Below are 17,770 nucleotides of genomic sequence, written 5' to 3'. Positions count from 1 at the left end.
TGTTGCTTTTTAAGAGGCGGCTTTGATCGAAAGGCTGTCGAGATAGGCGGATGGGTTTTCCGGGTCGAAGGTCTTGCCGTCGAAGAAAGTCTCTTTGCCGCGGGATTTGGAGGTCGGGATATCGCTTGCTGCCACACCCAGTTCCTTGGCGGCTTCGCGCCACAGGTCTTCACGGTTGACCTGGGATACCAGCGCCTTGATGTCGGTATCGGGCGCGAACTTGCCCCATCGGACATTCTCGGCGATGAACCAGCTGTCATGGCTCTGGAACGGATAGGATGCGCCGTCCTTCCAGAATTTCATCTGTAGATCGGTGCCGTGGGCCACGCGGCCATTGCCATAGTTGATGTCACCCTTCAGGCGACCCAGCACGTCCTTTGGCGGAACGTTGAACCACTGACGCTTGCCCAGAATGGCCGACATCTCGTCCTTGTTGTCCATGCTGTCGCACCATTGCTGGGCTTCCATCACGGCCATGAGGATGGCTTTTGCGGCATTCGGGTTCTTTTCCACCCAGTCGGCGCGCATGCCGAGCGCCTTTTCGGGGTGACCCTTCCAAAGCTCGCCGGTGGTACAGGCGGTAAAGCCGATGCCCTGATTGACCAGTTGCTCGTTCCACGGCTCGCCCACACAGAACACATCCATGTTGCCAACCTTCATATTGGCAACCATCTGCGGGGGCGGAACGACGATTGTGGAGACATCCTTGTCCGGGTTGATGCCGCCAGCCGCCAGCCAGTAGCGAATCCACAAATCATGCGTGCCGCCGGGGAAGGTCATGGCCGCCTTGATTTCCTTGCCCTCGGCCTTCTTCTTCTCGAAAGCCGCTCTCAGCTTGGACGCATCCAGCTGCACGCCGGTCTCGGCATATTCCTTGGCAACCGAAATGCCCTGGCTGTCGAGGTTGAGGCGGGCGAGAATGGCCATCGGCACGGGCACATTGTTCTGCGTCACCTTGCCGGTGTGCATGAGGTAGGGCATGGGGGTCAGAATATGCGCGCCATCGATACCATTGGATGCGCCGCCCAGAACGAGGTTGTCGCGCGTTGCACCCCAGGAGGCCTGCTTGGCGACTTCCACATCCGGCATGCCATGCTTGGCGAACAGACCTTTTTCCGACGCGACGATGAGCGGGGCGGCATCCGTCAGCGCGATGTAGCCGAGCTTGGCGCCGGTGACTTCTGGAGCAGCGGTCGCGGCAAAGGCGCCGGATGGGAAAGCGGATTTCATGGCCGTGATCAGGGCTGCGGTGGCAGTGGTCTTCAGCATGCTGCGGCGGCTTATGGTGCCGGTGAATGTCGGTTTCATGCGCATGTTCCCCATTTTTGGTCCGCCGTTCCGGCGCTGTTTGCGAAAAGTAAAAATAAAAAAACGCCGCTCGGAGATTGCGTTTGCCGGGAGGGAGGTCCCGGTCAGCAAAAACCTTGCGACGTCGATGTCGTTGGTAAGCAGCAGTGAAGCGCTTTTATCCTCGATCGCCATTGACCGAGTATTTTCTACAAAGCAAACGCTATGCCACTTTGCTCAAAAGCTTCCATGTGGCTGAAATGACATGGGTATTTGTAGATGCGCAGGTCCGCGGCTATATTTTGGTCGCTGCGTTTTCGGATTATAATTTGCGCAGCTGATTGTGGCTCAATGTGTTTAATGCGCAGCTTTTGTGCAGATACGACGCTTAGGCTTCTTCGATGCCAGTGTGATTTTCGGCATGCGCACTCACTGCAAAGCCATTCACGTAGTCCACAATCGCGCCCGGATCGAAGACGTTGCCATCCATGAAACGATCACCATCTCTGTCACCTTCGATCCGTGTATCGGCATCCTGCGGTGCGTTACCTGCGCCCAGAGCGTTGCGATAGAGATCGCTACGATAGGCCGATGCCGCAGCTTCGGCGGCTTGCGGCGTAAATTGCGCCTGTCCCCAGCGGATCATCTGACTGTAAATCCACAGCGCCTGACTTTTGCGCGGATAATTGGCGAAATTATCGTGGAAGGTGAAATAGCGCTCGATGACGCGCTGGTTGCCCTGTGCATCGACACTGAAGCGTCCGGCCAGCACTTGGCGAATGATTTCGACGGGTGCGGAGATGTATTTCGCATCCGCCAGTGTCTCGGCCAGAGCGCTGTGATTTTCGGGACGGTCGCACCACCGGGCCGCGGCATCCAGCGCTACCAGCAGGCGGGAGACGGCTTCTGGCTGTGCCTGCGCCCATTCCGGGCGCATGCCGACGACCTTTTCCGGTGCCGATGGCCAGATATCCTGTTTGGCGGCTACGATGCGGCCGATGCCACGTTCGCTCGCCACCATGTTCCACGGCGCGCCCACGCAGAATCCGTCGATAGCACCAGCGGCAAGGGCATCGGATGTCAGCGGTGGCGGCACGACGACGAGTTTGACGTCCTTGTCAGGGTGAATGCCGCCAGCTGCCAGCCAATAGCGGAATTCGTAATTGTGCGACGAGAAAGGGTAGGTGACGCCGAAGGTCGGTGCGGGTTCGCCGCGTGTGCGCATCTCATCCAGAAGCGTTTTCAACGCCTTTGCATTATCGAGCGCGCTTGCGGTCTCTGAAATTCCCGCCACGTCGCGCATGCGGGCAAACAACCGCGTCGATAGCGTAATCGCATTGCCGCCACGCCCGAGCGAAAACGGCGTGATGGTGGGGGAGGGGTTCGAGCCGAGATCGAGCATCGAAGCGACCGGCATGGGAGACAGCATGTGGGCGATATCGAACTGTCGGAACGCCAAGCGGTCGCGCACATTGGCCCAGGATACGTCTTTTACCAGGTCGAGTTGCAAGCCTTCCCGTTCAGCAAAGCCGAATTCTGCAGCGGCGATCAGGACGGAGGCATCGACCAGCGGAATGAAGCCAGCTCGCAAGGTGCGCTGGCGGTCATTGCCGATAAGGGCTGGCGCGCTGTCTGCGCTGCCGCTTTTCGTTGTCTCCTTGACGATGGGCGTCATCTCTGTGCTTCCTCTCCTGTCCTTGCGCCGCTCACATCAGCAAACCGGCGGCCGTGACCACGCTTTGCGCGATCTCGGACAGTTTTTTCTTCTCATTCATCGCCGTCTGGCGCAAAAGTGCGAAGGCTTCCTCTTCGGACAGGCCGCGCATCTTCATCAGAATGCCCTTTGCGCGCTCCACGATCTTGCGGTCTTCGAGTGCTGATTTGGCGTCGGCCAACTCCCGTTTCAGGCGGCTGAAGGCGTTGAAGCGGCTGACGGCCATATCGAGAATGGGTTTGACGCGCTCTTTCTTCAGGCCATCAACGATATAGGCGGAGACACCTGCCTCGACCGCTGCTTCGATGGAGGCCGTATCCGATCGGTCCACGAACATGGCAATGGGTCGTCCCACGGTGCGGGTCAGTTGAAACAAATGCTCCATCATGTCCCGGTTGGGATTTTCGATATCGATGACGATGACGTCTGGACAGAGCGTGTCGATGATGCGCGCCACGCCGTGGACTTCGTGGATCACGGTGACACGGTCATGCCCCGCCTCTCGCAGGCCTTCCTCGATAATGGAGGCGCGAATGGCATTTTCATCGATCACCAGAATGGTCAGGTCGCGCAGCGTCATGTGCGCATAGATGACGCAGCGCACAATCATTTGCAATCTTTTTCAGCGCGATTAAAAAATAGGCGTTTGGTCTGATCTCTTTTGTACCAAAACATTTCTCTTCATCGGTGGCGGCTTGACAAGTATCTTATGTTTATAAAAAGTTAGCCGCATGAGTGCAGGGGTGGACTGGTTATCAGAAACAAGCCCGATCAGCCGTAAAAGCGCGGCGGAATCGGTATTTGAGGATTTGCGTCTGGCAATCGTCTCCGGGCGTTTGACCGTGGGCACGCGGTTGCCTGCCGAAACGCATCTCGCAGTCAGGTATGGCGTCAGTCGTCCTATCGTTCGCGAGGCTTTGCGGTCCTTGCAAACGCTGGGCATGACGCAGACCCGCACCGGCAGCGGCACCTTCGTTCTGACCGACAGACCCAGCCCGGAACTGAGCTATGGTGGCTATTCCGCCCGCGATCTGATCGAGGCCAGACCCTTCATCGAGGTTCCTGCCGCAGGTTGGGCCGCGGTGCGTCGCACCGGTGAGCAGCTTTCTCGTATTTTGAAACTGTGCGACGCGATGGACGTGCAGGAAGATCCGCACAAATGGGTCAAGCTGGACTCGGAGTTTCACAGCACCATCGCCGAGGCGTCCGGTAACTCCGTGTTCGCCAAGGTCGTTGCAGATGCACGCGATTCGCTGAGCCAGCAATCGGAACTGCTCAACATCATGGCACCGCGCCGCATCGCTTCGAATGTGGAGCATCGCCTGATTGCGGAAGCTATTGCTGCCGGGTCGGATGAGACTGCCCGAAGCGCGATGGAAACGCATCTGGGGCAGGTCAAGCAGATCGTGACCGCCATTCTGGGCGATGAAAAAGCGCTGCGTTAAAGCACGTCGCTGCTCTTTGGCTGAAGGCTCAGCAATGGCAGGTTCGCCAGCAATTCCGGCCTTAGTGCCTGCTCCAGCTGTTCGGCAGTCATGTAACCTCTTTCCAGAACCACCTGTGCAACCGTGCGCCCGGAGGCCAGTGCCTCTTGCGCCACCTGCGTTGCGGCATAATAGCCGATCAGCGGGTTGAGTGCCGTCGCAAGCCCCAGCGATTCCTCCAGTCTGCGTGCCATGATCTCGACATTGGCGGTAATGCCGTCGACACAACGCTCTGCAAGTGTGCGGCAGGCAGCGCTCAGCTGTGAAATGCTGTCGGATAGCGAGCGCATGATGATCGGCTCGAAGGCGTTGAGTTGAAGCTGTCCGCCTTCGGCGGCCATGGTGATGGTGATGTCGTTGCCAATAACGGCAAAGGCGACCTGATTGACCACTTCCGGAATAACCGGATTGACCTTGCCCGGCATGATGCTGGAACCAGCCTGGACCGGTGGCAGGTTGATTTCGCCAATGCCTGCGCGGGGCCCGGAGGACAGCAGGCGCAGGTCGTTGCAGGTCTTCGACAGTTTGACGGCGACACGTTTCAAAACGCCGGACAGGTGCACGAATGCGCCGGGGTCCTGCGTGGCCTCGATCAAATCTGCGGCGGTCACTAGCGGACGGCCCGTCAGTTCGATCAGATGTTTGCAGGCGACCTCGGCATAACCAGCAGGTGCGTTCAGCCGCGTGCCGATGGCCGTCGCACCCAGATTGATTTCATGGAGCAGGGCTGCGGATTCGATCAGGCGGAGGCGATCTTCACCGAGCATGACGGCAAAGGTGCGAAATTCCTGACCTAACGTCATCGGCACGGCGTCCTGCAACTGTGTGCGGCCTACCTTGAGAATGCCGTCGAATTCCTTGGCCTTGCGCTCGAAAGCGTCCTGCAAGATCAGCATGGAGGTGGCAAGATCATCTATGGCTTCGATCAGGGCGACATTGATGGCGGTCGGGTAGGCGTCGTTGGTTGACTGGCTGAGATTGACGTGGTCGTTGGGGTGCAGATGCGCGTAGTCGCCCTTGGCGTGGCCGAGAATTTCCAGCGCACGATTGGCGATGACCTCATTGGCATTCATGTTGGTGGAGGTTCCGGCTCCACCTTGGATAACGTCGATGATGAACTGGTCGTGCAGCGCGCCATCACGGATTTCGCGGCAAGCCTGTGAGATAGCGTCGAGTTTTTCGCTGTCCAACAAGCCTAACTCATGGTTTGCCCTTGCGGCAGCTTCTTTCACGAAGGCCAGTCCACGGATGAGATAGGTATAGCGGCCGATGGAGATGCCGGTAATCTGGAAATTTTCGGCAGCCCGCGCCGTATGCACACCCCAATAGGCTTCGTTCGGAATGTCTTTTTGACCGAGCAGATCGTATTCCTTACGCATTGTCACCACGGCTTCCTCCACATGGAAAATCATTATAATCTGTAAAGCTGCTTGACAGATTTTTGTTTTGTACGCCTACTACAGGGCAGCGTCAACGGGGGTGGATCGAGGGTTGACGCCCAAGAAAAGGGTCAGTATCTGAAAATAATCTGTCTTACAGCATTACAGAAACCGTTGTTTTAGCATATTTTGTAGTGATCTAAGCAACATTGAAGTCGCTGATCCCACGATACCGGATGGGCCATCCGGGTGGAGTGGGATTTGCTGGCGACGAAAGCTCTCAGGGAGGGGCGATGTCAGTGGACAAGTTGAACCAAGCCAACCATGAACCGCAATTGGAAGCCCGGGAAGAACTGGGCTATCACAAGGCGCTGAAACCGCGCCAGATTCAGATGATCGCCATTGGGGGTGCCATCGGGACCGGGCTTTTTCTCGGCGCAGGTGGTCGTCTCGCCGTTGCCGGACCGGCGCTGATATTCGTCTATGCCATTTGCGGCTTCTTCGCCTTTCTAGTGCTGCGCGCCCTTGGCGAACTCATCATGCACCGCCCGACATCGGGTTCCTTCGTTTCATATGCCCGCGAGTTCTACGGTGAGAAAATGGCCTTTGCGGTCGGCTGGATGTATTGGCTGAACTGGGCCATGACCTCTGTCGCCGATGTGACGGCCGTGGCGATCTACATGAATTTCTTCAAGCATTACGTCCCCTGGATGCAGGGCATCGACCAATGGGTCTTTGCCCTTGGCGCGTTGATCATCGTGCTAGCCATGAACATGCTGTCCGTCAAGGTTTTCGGTGAGCTGGAATTCTGGTTCAGCCTCATCAAGGTCATTGCCCTCGCCACGTTCCTCGTGGTTGGCATCTACTTCGTCATTTTCGGCACGCCCATCGAAGGCCATGTCACCGGCTTCAGCCTGATTACGGATAATGGCGGCTTTTTCCCCAATGGTATTCTGCCGGCCTTCATCATCGTCCAAGGGGTGCTGTTCGCCTATGCCTCCATCGAACTGATCGGCACGACGGCGGGTGAGACGGAAGATCCGCGCAAGGTCATTCCGGGCGCGATCCGCACCGTGGTCTTCCGTCTGCTGGTGTTTTATGTCGGTTCCGTGCTGCTTCTGTCGCTGCTTTTGCCCTATACGGCTTACAAGGCTGGCGAGAGCCCGTTCGTGACTTTCTTCGGCTCAATCGGCATTGAAGGTGCCGATATCATCATGAACCTTGTCGTGCTGACGGCTGTTCTGTCATCCCTCAATGCGGGACTTTATTCCACCGGACGCATCCTGCATTCCATGGCGGTTTCCGGCTCCGCACCGGCGGCGTTGGCGAAAATGAACAAGGCGGGCGTGCCCTATGGCGGCATTGCGGTAACCGCCGTCGTCACCGTCATCGGCGTCATTCTCAACGCCATCGTGCCTGCTGCCGCGTTCGAAATTGCGCTCAATGTCGCAGCCTTGGGCATCATTTGCGCGTGGGGTGCCATCGTGTTATGCCAACTCAAGCTGTGGCATCTGTCCCGGCAGGGGAAAATGAACCGTCCTGATTTCAGAATGTTTGGCGCGCCTTATACCGGCGTCCTGACGCTTGTCTTCCTCTGCGGTGTCTTGGTACTGATGGCGATGGATTATCCGGCTGGGACTTGGACTGTAGGTTCGCTCATCATCATCGTCCCAGCTCTGGTGGCGGGGTGGTATCTGTTGCGCAATCGCATTCACGAACTGGCGAAAGCAGATGCATCGAGTAGCGCAGGTGCGCGGAGTAAAAATTGAGAATGACGGAATCGAAATTGCTGGTGGCGGTCATTGCCACCGGCGGCACCATTGCCAGCACGCGTGATGAAACCGGTACGGCCAAGCCCGCGCTTTCGGGAGAAGATCTGATTTCCGGCCTGTCCGGTGCCCATGTTCTGGTCAAGCCGGTGGAGCTTATGGCGAAGGATTCGTCCAGTCTCACCATTTCCGACATGCAGAATATCAGCGATGCGGTGGGCAGGGAGCTTGCCGACCCGGCGGTGTCAGGCATTGTCGTTCTTCATGGTACGGATGCCATGGAAGAAAGCGTGCTTCTGGTGCATCTCCAGCATCGTCTGACCAAACCGGTCATTTTTACCGGAGCACAGTTTACCGCGGACCATCCACAAGCTGATGGTCCGGGCAATCTTTCTGCGGCGATCACCGCATCGACCGATCCGTCAAATGCGGACAAAGGCGTTTTGCTCTGTTTCTGCGGCAGGTTGCTGCCTGCATGGGGCCTCTATAAGCGCTCTGCCGACGAGCCCGATGCGTTCGATCTCTCCGGACAGGCGACCTGTGCGGAGAGCCCCGGTTTCACCGCAGACGTTAAAAACATGCGAGTTGATATCGTTGCCATTTATCCGGGCTGCGATGCCGTTCATATCGATGCCAGCTTGAAGGCAGGTGCCAGGGGGGTCGTCCTGTCTGCACTGGGTTCAGGCAATGCCAATGCGTCTATCGTCGAGGCGGTCCGCCGCTGTACGGAAAACAACGTGCCGGTGGTCGTGTCCAGCCGGGTGTCTGTTGGTGACCTCGTTGCCGGTTATGGCGGCGGCGGCGGCGGTCACGATATGGGGGCAGAGGGGGCTATCCACTCCCGGACGTTGCGGGCAGGGCAGGCGAGAATTCTCTTGGCCGCGATGATGGCATCTTCGAAAAGCAGGGCCGATATGACAGACGCATTCAACGATTTTCAAAAAATGGCGAAAACGTGATTTTTTTGGGAACCATTGTGATCTGATCCCGTTTCACCGGCTGGGAGACCACCGGGGGCTTTTTATGGCAGTGACATCAACTGCAGTCATCCTGACGCTTATTGGACTGGCAATTTTTGGCTTTGGATCTCAGCTCGTGATGCTGGGCGGAAGCTTTTATTATGCATTGGCGGGCATCGCATTTGTGATCACTGCCGTTCTTCTGTTTAAGAGAAACAAAGCGGCACTACACTTTTATGCCGCTTTCGTGGTCGCGACATTGTTGTGGGCCCTGTGGGAAGTCGGCTTCGACTGGTGGCAACTCGGCCCTCGTGGCGGTTTCATCATCCTGATTGGCATGTGGCTTTTGATGCCATGGATCAGAAAGCCGCTCGGCTTTACCAGCCCGACAGGCACGTCTTACGGTGCGAATGCGGTTCCGTTGCTGACGGCAGTGCTGGTTTCCGTGGGTGCGGCAGCGTTTGCCATGACGCAGGATCCGCATGATATGGAAGGCAATCTTCCCAGCGAGATCGTCACGGCGGCTCCATCCTATGGAAACGACGTTCCTGATGGTGACTGGCATCAATATGGCCGGACATCCTACGGTCAACGCTATTCGCCGCTGACGCAGATCAACGCGACGAATGTCGGCGGATTGAAAGAAGCGTGGCGCTATCAAACGGGCGACGTCAAGTTGCCCGATGACGTGGGCGAGACGACCTATCAGGTGACTCCCTTAAAAGTCGACAATTCGCTTTACCTCTGCACACCACACAATTGGGCCATCGCAGTGGATGCTGCGACCGGCAAGGAAAAGTGGAAATACGATCCTAACGCCGGAATGAACCCGGACCGCCAGCACCAGACCTGCCGCGGCGTGACATATTATGCCGATCCGGCCGCTGAAAGCGGTTCCTTCTGTGCAGCCCGCGTTTATCTGCCGACCTCGGATGCCCGTCTCATCGCACTCGACGCTGCGACCGGTCAGGTCTGCACGACATTTGCCGATAAGGGCACTCTTCGCCTGACGACCGGCATGGAGCACAATCCGGCTGGTTATTACTACTCAACATCCCCGCCCGCCATTGCGGGCAACAAGATCATCATCGGCGGTGCCGTCAACGATAACTACTCGACGCAGGAACAGTCCGGCGTCATCCGTGCGTTTGATGTTGCCACTGGTGCTTTGATCTGGAATTGGGATTCGGGAAACCCTACCCAGACCCAACCGCTTCAATCGGGTCAGACCTATACGACCAACTCTCCCAACAGCTGGTCGGTATTCAGCGTCGATGAAGCGCTTGGGCTTGTCTACATTCCTTTGGGAAATCAGGTTCCGGACCAACTCGGTATGGGTCGGAGCGAGAATGTCGAGAAATATTCATCGTCCATCGTCGCACTGGATGTAAACACTGGGCAGGACAAGTGGGTACGCCAGTTCGTGCATCACGACCTCTGGGACATGGATGTTCCGGCGCAGCCTGTGTTGCTCGACATTACCAAGAAGGACGGTCAGACGGTTCCGGCACTGGTTGGGCCAACCAAGCAGGGTGATATCTACGTTCTGGACCGTCGCAGTGGCGAGCCGATCCTGGCCGTCACGGAAGAAAAGGCTCCCGGTGGCGCGATCCCGGAAGATTTCAGCGCGCCGACGCAGCCGACATCCGCTTTGTCGTTCAAGCCTGATCCGCTGGTTGAAAAGAACATGTGGGGCGTCTCCATGTTCGACCAGCTGGCCTGCCGCATCAAGTTCCATCAGCTAAATTATGAGGGCCGCTACACGCCGCCGTCGCTGAATGGGTCTCTGATTTATCCCGGCAATTTCGGCACATTCAACTGGGGCAGCGTGGCTGTTGATCCAGAGCGCCAGGTCATGTTCGGCATGCCGACCTATCTGGCCTTCACGTCGCAGCTCGTTCCGCGCTCTCAGATTCCGCCACGCGGTCAGGATGAAAAGGGCAGCGAGCAAGGCCTGAACCGGAATGATGGTGCGCCCTATGGTGTCTTTATGGGGCCATTCTTGGGGCCATTGGGTGTTCCTTGCCAGGCTCCGCCATGGGGCTATGTCGCAGGTGCTGATCTGCGCACCGGTGATGTCGCCTACAAACACAAGAACGGCACCGTCTATGACATGACGCCGCTGCCGCTGCCGTTCAAAGTGGGTGTTCCCGGTATCGGCGGACCGATGATCACCAAGGGTGGCGTTGCGTTCCTGGGGGCTGCGGTCGATAATTATCTGCGCGCCTATGACCTGACATCCGGAAAACAGCTTTGGGAAGCACGTCTTCCTGCTGGCGGTCAGGCAACGCCGATGACCTATGCCATGGACAATGGCAAACAATATGTGGTGATGGTTGCGGGCGGACATGGTTCGGTCGGCACCAAGCCTGGTGATTACGTCATCGCCTACACGCTGCCTTAAAAATCTATCGAAAAGTCGATTTCGGAATGGCCGGGGAAAAACTTCCCGGCCATTTTTCGTTGTGACTGCCAGCGACGCCAATTTAGAGCTTGCGATAAAATGTAATAACATTACAAAAGCAATGCTTGACGACTCGTTTCCAATACGTCTATCTGGTTGTGACGGTTTCGAGCGAGTGATCGCAAGGAATAATAGGGAATGCGGTGCGAGCCTTCGGGTTTAATGCCGCAGCTGCCCCCGCAACTGTAAACGGATTGTCCAACCCTTTGGCGCTTTTACAAGCGTCATGCCACTGCGAATCGATATTGCGGGAAGGTGGGTGAAGACGCAAATCCGTGAGCCAGGAGACCTGCCGTCATAAGTTCATTCCAATTCACGGGCGGGGATGCCCGGAGCAGGAGACGTCGTGATTGCATCTTGCGCACCTCAGCGCCTTATTCCATCTGCCATGTCCCGGTTTCAGATCGTCCCAGTGCTGCGTGTTGCGGACTGAAGGTCTAAACATGTTCATACAAGGCTGCCTTTGTGCCGCCCATGACGATCGGGGACTATCGAAACAATGACATTCCATTTCAAAAAGACGATGTGTGCTGCGGCTTTTGTTGTCGCGACAATGGGCGCATCGATGCTTTCAGCGCAAGCGGCTGAAACAACCTATCCTCTGACGATCAAGAATTGTGGTCGGGACGTAACCTATCCGCATGCGCCGCAGCGCACCGCATCGCTTGGCCAGAGCACCACGGAAATTTTGTATCTGCTTGGTCTCGCCGACAAGGTTGTTGGCACCGCCGTATGGATTGGCCCCGTCATCAAGGGATATGAAGACGCCAATGCCAAGGTCAAGCGCCTTGCCGATAACGACCCCAGTTTCGAAAGTGTTCTGGCCACCAAGCCTGATCTCGTCACGGCGCAGTTTCAGTGGCATGTCGGCCCCGAAGGCATCGTTGCCAAGCCGGAGCAGTTCGAAGAGCTGAACATCCCCGTTTACACCTCGCCCGCCGATTGCACCGGCAAGGACAATACCGGTGGTGGCGATGGCGTGCGTCATTCCGTGTTCACGATGGATCTGATCTATCAGGAAATCACTGAACTCGCGCAAATATTCAACGTTCAGGACAAGGGTGAAAAGCTGGTTGCCGATCTCAAAACCCGTGAGGACGTGGCGCGCAAGAAGATCGCGTCTGCGGATGGAAAGCTGTCTGCCGTCTTCTGGTTCTCCAGTGCAGAGCTTGATATCGATCCCTATGTTGCTGGCAAGAACGGCGCACCCGGCTACATCATGTCGGCGCTCGGCATCAAGAATGTCATCGACAGCGACGAGGAATGGCCAACGGTCGGTTGGGAAACCATCGCCAAGTCCGAACCGACTTTGATTGTGGCGGGTAAGATGGATCGTCGGCGCTTTCCGGCAGACGACGTTGTCGTCAAGGAAAAGTTCCTCAAGGAAGACCCGGTCACAAGCCTCATGCCTGCTGTTAAACAGGGCCACGTCGTTGCCATGGATGCGCAGGCCATGAACCCGACGATCCGCACCATCGAAGGCATTGAAGTTCTGGCCGACGCCGTCGTCCAGCTCGGGCTTTCCAAGTAGCCATGCGTGCTTGTTTCATTTTCACCCGTGCCGCTTTGCTGGCGGCCGGGTGTCTGGCCCTGGCGCTCTGGTTTGGAGCGGCAATCGGCGAGACATCCATTCCCATGGATGTCGTCGCCAAGACGGTGGCAAACCGTGTGTTCCATGCGGGTTATCCGCTGGATGCCATCGATGAAGGCATCATCTGGAATTACCGCCTCAGCCGGGCGGTGGTCGCTGCCTGTTGCGGTGCCGCACTGGCGTTGTCAGGCGTCGTCCTTCAGGCGCTGCTGCGCAATCCATTGGCTGATCCTTACATTCTCGGCATTTCGGCGGGTGCATCCACCGGGGCGGTTAGTGTTGCGATTCTGGGGTTCGGTGCCGGCATGCTGACCATGCCACTCGGTGCATTTCTGGGTGCGCTTGTGGCATTTGCCTTGGTCAGTCTGCTTGCCCTGCGCGCAGGTCGCGGAAACAGTGCGATCATTCTGGCTGGCGTCGCGGGCTCACAGTTGTTCAATGCGGTCACGTCTTTCATCGTCACCAAGGCGGCCAATGCAGAGCAGGCGCGTGGCATCATGTTCTGGCTGCTCGGCAATTTGTCAGGAGTGCGCTGGCCGGATGTGTGGCTGGCTCTGCCGGTTACCATCATCGGCTTTGCTGTCTGTCTCTGGCATGCGCGCGCACTGGATGCGTTCACGTTCGGCGCGCAATCAGCCGGGTCTCTCGGCGTACCGGTGCGTCGCGTTTACGTCGTCCTCACTGGCGTATCCGCGCTGATGACCGGTATCATGGTCAGCATCGTCGGCTCGATCGGCTTTATCGGCCTCGTCATTCCCCATGCGGCGCGCATGATCGTGGGCATCCGCCATGGTCGTTTGCTGCCCGTCGCTGCGCTGACGGGTGCAATGTTCATGATCGCTGCCGACATCCTGTCGCGCACCATTATCGCCGGGCAGGTTCTGCCCATTGGCGTCATTACCGCCTTGTTCGGCGCACCCGCCTTTGCGCTCATTCTTAGCCAGCGCAGGAGGGCGATATGATACTTGTCGCTAAAGATCTGTGCTGGTCTGCCGGTGGCGTCGACATCGTCAAGAATGTCAGCCTCGAAATCAAGCCGGGCGAGTTTCTCGGTATTGTCGGGCCGAATGGTTCCGGCAAGACAAGCCTTATGTCCCTTCTGTGCGGTCTCAGAAAAGTGGGCTCGGGCGAAGTCAGTCTCGATGGCAAGGCAATGCAGAGCCTGAACAGGCGCGACGTCGCGCGACATATTGCATTCGTGGAACAACAGGCGGAAACGCAGGAGCGGAGCAACGCGCGTCAGGCTGTGGAACTTGGCCGCACTCCGCATCTTGGGGCCTTGTCGCCATGGTCGGCGCAGGACGATGCCATCGTGGATCAGGCGCTGCGGGATGTTGATGCCGATCATCTCGCCAAGCGCATGTGGCATACGCTGTCGGGCGGGGAGCGGCAGCGCCTGCATATCGCCCGGGCGCTTGCGCAAAAGCCTGACATTCTGCTTCTGGACGAGCCGACGAACCATCTCGATATCGGCCACCAGATCGCGCTTCTGCACCTTGTGCGCAAACAGCGACTGACTGTTGCCGCTGCCCTTCACGATCTCAACCACGCGGCCATGTTCTGCGACCGTGTCGCCGTCATGAAAGGCGGCAAACTCGTTGCCCTTGGCAAGCCATCCACCGTGTTCACCGTCGATCTGATCGGTGATGTCTTCGGTGTCGAGGTGGATGTGGAGCAGGAGGATGGCGACATCTGCCACATCCGCTATCGGCCGCCACGTGATGAGACCTTATCAACATACAGGACGACAAAATGAGCTTTGTTCGAACGCTTTCCGCCGCCGTGTTTCTCACCTGCCTCGCCATCTCTCCGGCGCTTGCGGAAACATTCGAGGTGAAGATGCTCAATCAGGGCGAAAAAGGCTCGATGGTGTTCGAGCCGGATTTTCTGGCATTGAAGCCGGGTGACACGGTCAAATTCATCGCCACCAACAAGAGCCACAATGCCGCGACCATCGATGGTATGGTGCCGGAGGGGGCGACCGGCTTCAAAGGCAAGATCAATGAAGAAATCGAGGTCTCGTTTGATCATCCCGGCTTTTATGGCATCAAATGCTCGCCGCATTACGGTATGGGCATGGTGATGCTGATTAAGGTCGGCGAAGCGATGCTCCCGGAAAGCTACAAATCGGTCAATCATCCCGCCCGCGCAAAACCGCGTTTCGATGCGCTGATTGCCGCGGCCGAGGGCAAGCCCTGATCCTCGGATTTGGCCTTAATGAGTTGGCGCATCCGTTTTCGGTTGCGCTTCTCTTGAATTGAGCAGGCGGCCTCCCACATCTGGATCAACCCGCTGGTCCGGGCCCCTCTGGTGAAAGTCTCGGCGCTTTCACGATGTCGGACCTTTCCGACATCTTCGCCGAGTTTTTTAGAGGTCACCGCATGATTTCCGATATTGCCGCGTGGTTCATCACGCTTTTTGTCCTGAACCCCATTCAGGCCGAGGTGCAGGACCGCCTTCAGGGTGCCAATGCGTCCACCCAATCCATCCAGCAGTCCCAGCAATGTATTTCAGCGCAGGGGCCAAAGCTGCTTCAGCGTGCTGGCGAAGACCCGTCATGGGCAATCGCGACTGCGGCGGGCTATACGCTCGGCTGGACTTCACCCGTGCAATTGCTGGATACGAGTGATCCGAATTGTGCCGAACTCACCCGTCTGTTGCAGGCCGGTGAGGGCGAAGAGGCCAATAGCTAAGTTCTATCGGAAATCCGGCAGCCTGAGAGATCAGGCCTTGCCGGATTGCCAGTTGCGATACCATTCCACGAAGGCGGCAACGCCGGTTTCGATAGTGATATCAGGTGCATAGCCGGTCAGTGCTCGCAGCAAATCCGGCGAGGCGAAGGTGCGCGGCACATCGCCCTGCTGCATCGGCAGCATATTGCGGATGGCCTTCTGGCCAAGAACGTCTTCCACCGTTTCCACAAAGCGCATCAGCTCCACCGGCTGGCCACCGCCGATATTGACGACGCGGAACGGCGCGTGTTTCGACAGAGTGTCGGTCACGCCCTCTTCGGTCACACGGTTGTCTTCCGATGGCGCAATGTGGCTGAGCCGCACGATGCCTTCGACCAGATCATCGATATAGGTGAAGTCACGGCTCATCTTGCCTTCGCCGTAGATGTCGATGGGCTGGCCCTTCAAGATCGCATCCACGAATTTGAACAGCGCCATATCAGGGCGTCCCCACGGGCCATACACCGTGAAGAAACGGAAGGCCGTTGTCGGCACCTTGTGGAGATGCGCATAGCTATGCGCCATCAGCTCCATGGACTTCTTGGTCGCCGCATAGATCGTCATCGGCTCGTCGGCCTTGTCGCTCTCCGCGAAAGGCACTTTTTCATTGGAGCCGTAGATGGACGAGGTTGAGGCGAGCAGCAGGTGCTTGGGTTGAAGGTTCTTTGCCAGTTCCAGGATGTTCCACGAGCCGATCAGGTTCGAGTTCACGTAGTCCTTCGGGCAATCGATGCTATAGCGGACACCCGCCTGAGCTGCGAGATGGATGATCACTTCCGGCTCGGCAAGGTCTGCGGCGCGGTTCAGCGCATCGGCATCTTCCAGCATTCCGATCTGGGCTTTGAAACCGTTGGATCGGGCTAGAATGGCGTGGCGTTTTTCTTTGAGCGCAATATCGTAATATTGCGTCATTCCGTCGAAACCGACGACGAAATGACCATCATCCAGCAGTCTTTTTGCCAGATGAAAGCCGATGAAACCTGCTGTGCCGGTGATCAGATATCGCATGTTTTCGCCTAGCTTATAATGAGCGGCCAATGCCGGCATAGGTAAAGCCGTGGGCCGTGACTTCGTCCGGACGATAGATATTGCGTAAGTCCACCAGCACGGGTGACGCCATGATCGATTTCAGCCGGTCGAGGTCGAGCGCGCGGAACTGGTTCCATTCGGTCACGATCACCACCGCGTCGGCATCCTGCGCGGCCTCGTATGGGCCGGTCGCATATTCGATGCCTTCCATCAGCGGGCGCGCATTGACCATGCCTTCCGGATCATAACCCGTTACCTTTGCGCCTGCGTCCTGCAAGGTCTGGACGACGGCAATCGCTGGGCTGTCGCGCATGTCGTCTGTGTTTGGCTTGAAGGTCAGGCCCAGCACGGCAATCTTCTTGCCTCTGATATCACCACCCACGGCGGCGATGACCTTGCGACCCATGGCGCGTTTGCGGGTATCGTTGACGGCAATCGTCGTCTCGATCAGGCGAACCGGGCTATCGAAATCCTGTGCCGTCTTGGCCAATGCCAGCGTATCTTTCGGAAAACACGAACCGCCATAGCCGGGACCGGCATGCAGAAATTTCGCGCCGATGCGGCCATCGAGGCCAATGCCGCGCGAAACGTCCTGAACGTCGGCACCGACCTTTTCGCAAAGGTCTGCCATCTCGTTGATGAACGTGATCTTCATGGCCAGGAAAGCATTGGCGGCATATTTGATCAGCTCGGATGTACGGCGCGTGGTGAACAGCAACGGCGACTGGTTCAGGTACAGCGGGCGATAAACTTCCGTCATGACGGGGCGGGCGCGCTCATCGGACAGGCCGACGACGATGCGGTCCGGGCGCTTGAAGTCATCGATGGCAGCGCCTTCGCGCAGGAATTCCGGGTTGGAAACAACGGCGATATCAGCGCCAGGGTTTTCCTCGCGGATGATGCGCTCCACCTCGTCGCCGGTGCCGACCGGCACTGTCGACTTGGTGACGATGACGGTAAAACCGGTGACGGCTGCGGCAATCTCACGGGCGGCGGCATAGACGTAAGCGAGATCGGCATGGCCATCGCCACGGCGCGATGGTGTGCCGACCGCGATGAAGACGGCATCGGCATCTGCGACGGCGCTTTTCAGGTCGGTGGTGAAGCACAGGCGGCCAGCCTTGGCATTGCTGGCAACGATCGCATCCAGACCCGGCTCGAAAATCGGGATCTGACCGTTTTTCAGGGCTTCGATCTTTTCAGGCATCTTGTCGACGCAAATGACGTCATGACCGAAATCGGCAAAACAGGCACCGGAAACAAGCCCTACATACCCAGAGCCAATCATTACAATACGCATCAAAAGACCTTTCGGGATCAAAGCTGGCGACAAACTCGCCGACCGCACGTGCGCCAAACAGC

15 protein-coding genes and 1 riboswitch are annotated in these 17,770 nt (G+C 57.6%); of the genes, 9 read left to right on the top strand and 6 right to left on the bottom strand.

Going from position 1 to position 17,770, the window contains the following annotated elements; translation table 11 throughout:
* Nucleotides 1–9 precede the first annotated feature (9 nt).
* The 3 genes from DSM25558_RS16870 to DSM25558_RS16860 form a co-directional block, all read right to left on the bottom strand.
* Complete coding sequence (locus DSM25558_RS16870; RefSeq protein ID WP_077105876.1) at nt 10–1,308, bottom strand: CmpA/NrtA family ABC transporter substrate-binding protein; 1,299 nt, start codon at nt 1,306–1,308, stop codon at nt 10–12.
* Nucleotides 1,309–1,675: 367 nt separating this feature from the next.
* A complete protein-coding gene (locus DSM25558_RS16865) occupies nt 1,676–2,962 on the bottom strand; it encodes a CmpA/NrtA family ABC transporter substrate-binding protein (RefSeq protein ID WP_077105849.1) in 1,287 nt (428 codons plus the stop codon).
* A 31-nt stretch (nt 2,963–2,993) separates the two neighbouring features.
* The gene (locus DSM25558_RS16860) at nt 2,994–3,581 is read right to left on the bottom strand and encodes an ANTAR domain-containing response regulator (protein ID WP_045228282.1); all 588 of its coding nucleotides are present in this window, start codon (nt 3,579–3,581) and stop codon (nt 2,994–2,996) included.
* A 151-nt stretch (nt 3,582–3,732) separates the two neighbouring features.
* Here DSM25558_RS16860 and DSM25558_RS16855 point away from each other — a divergent pair, with 151 nt between their 5' ends.
* Nucleotides 3,733–4,446, top strand: a complete 714-nt coding sequence (locus tag DSM25558_RS16855) for a FadR/GntR family transcriptional regulator (RefSeq protein WP_077105848.1) — start codon at nt 3,733–3,735, stop codon at nt 4,444–4,446.
* On the opposite strand, the gene DSM25558_RS16850 is transcribed toward DSM25558_RS16855, so the two are convergent.
* Nucleotides 4,443–5,864: an aspartate ammonia-lyase gene (locus DSM25558_RS16850; RefSeq protein ID WP_244554235.1), complete on the bottom strand. Its 1,422-nt coding sequence runs from the start codon at nt 5,862–5,864 to the stop codon at nt 4,443–4,445. The genes DSM25558_RS16855 and DSM25558_RS16850 overlap by 4 nt on opposite strands.
* Nucleotides 5,865–6,157: 293 nt before the next feature.
* Between DSM25558_RS16850 and DSM25558_RS16845 the strand changes: the two genes are divergently transcribed.
* The 8 genes from DSM25558_RS16845 to DSM25558_RS16810 all read left to right on the top strand — a co-directional run bounded on the left by DSM25558_RS16845 (nt 6,158) and on the right by DSM25558_RS16810 (nt 15,340).
* Nucleotides 6,158–7,633, top strand: coding sequence for an amino acid permease (locus DSM25558_RS16845; protein ID WP_077105846.1), 1,476 nt, complete (start codon nt 6,158–6,160; stop codon nt 7,631–7,633).
* A 2-nt stretch (nt 7,634–7,635) separates the two neighbouring features.
* A complete protein-coding gene (locus DSM25558_RS16840; RefSeq protein ID WP_077105845.1) occupies nt 7,636–8,592 on the top strand; it encodes an asparaginase in 957 nt (318 codons plus the stop codon).
* A gap of 64 nt (nt 8,593–8,656) precedes the next feature.
* Nucleotides 8,657–10,996: a glucose/quinate/shikimate family membrane-bound PQQ-dependent dehydrogenase gene (locus DSM25558_RS16835; RefSeq protein ID WP_077105844.1), complete on the top strand. Its 2,340-nt coding sequence runs from the start codon at nt 8,657–8,659 to the stop codon at nt 10,994–10,996.
* Nucleotides 10,997–11,141: 145 nt separating this feature from the next.
* A riboswitch (cobalamin riboswitch) is annotated at nt 11,142–11,368 on the top strand.
* 187 nt (nt 11,369–11,555) lie between these two features.
* Nucleotides 11,556–12,587: an ABC transporter substrate-binding protein gene (locus DSM25558_RS16830; protein WP_083716536.1), complete on the top strand. Its 1,032-nt coding sequence runs from the start codon at nt 11,556–11,558 to the stop codon at nt 12,585–12,587.
* Nucleotides 12,588–12,589: 2 nt separating this feature from the next.
* Nucleotides 12,590–13,609, top strand: a complete 1,020-nt coding sequence (locus DSM25558_RS16825) for a FecCD family ABC transporter permease (protein WP_077105843.1) — start codon at nt 12,590–12,592, stop codon at nt 13,607–13,609.
* A complete protein-coding gene (locus tag DSM25558_RS16820) occupies nt 13,606–14,403 on the top strand; it encodes an ABC transporter ATP-binding protein (protein WP_077105842.1) in 798 nt (265 codons plus the stop codon). The genes DSM25558_RS16825 and DSM25558_RS16820 overlap by 4 nt, the downstream gene beginning before the upstream one ends.
* On the top strand, nt 14,400–14,846 hold the full coding sequence (locus DSM25558_RS16815; protein WP_077105841.1) for a pseudoazurin: 447 nt from the start codon (nt 14,400–14,402) through the stop codon (nt 14,844–14,846). Before DSM25558_RS16820 ends, DSM25558_RS16815 begins: the two co-directional genes overlap by 4 nt.
* Before the next feature lie 134 nt (nt 14,847–14,980).
* Nucleotides 14,981–15,340, top strand: coding sequence for a hypothetical protein (locus DSM25558_RS16810; RefSeq protein WP_244554232.1), 360 nt, complete (start codon nt 14,981–14,983; stop codon nt 15,338–15,340).
* 30 nt (nt 15,341–15,370) lie between these two features.
* Here the strand turns inward: DSM25558_RS16810 and DSM25558_RS16805 are convergent, their stop codons facing one another.
* On the bottom strand, nt 15,371–16,387 hold the full coding sequence (locus DSM25558_RS16805; protein WP_077105840.1) for an NAD-dependent epimerase: 1,017 nt from the start codon (nt 16,385–16,387) through the stop codon (nt 15,371–15,373).
* Between the two features lie 13 nt (nt 16,388–16,400).
* The gene (locus tag DSM25558_RS16800) at nt 16,401–17,708 is read right to left on the bottom strand and encodes a UDP-glucose dehydrogenase family protein (RefSeq protein WP_077105839.1); all 1,308 of its coding nucleotides are present in this window, start codon (nt 17,706–17,708) and stop codon (nt 16,401–16,403) included.
* Nucleotides 17,709–17,770: the final 62 nt, after the last annotated feature.

Origin of the sequence: Agrobacterium sp. DSM 25558 (assembly GCF_900100825.1) — a bacterium.
In the GTDB taxonomy this organism is placed as follows: Bacteria; Pseudomonadota; Alphaproteobacteria; order Rhizobiales; family Rhizobiaceae; genus Agrobacterium.
The sequence above is the reverse complement of the archived record's forward strand: the minus strand, read 5'-3'. Positions and strand labels throughout refer to the sequence as shown.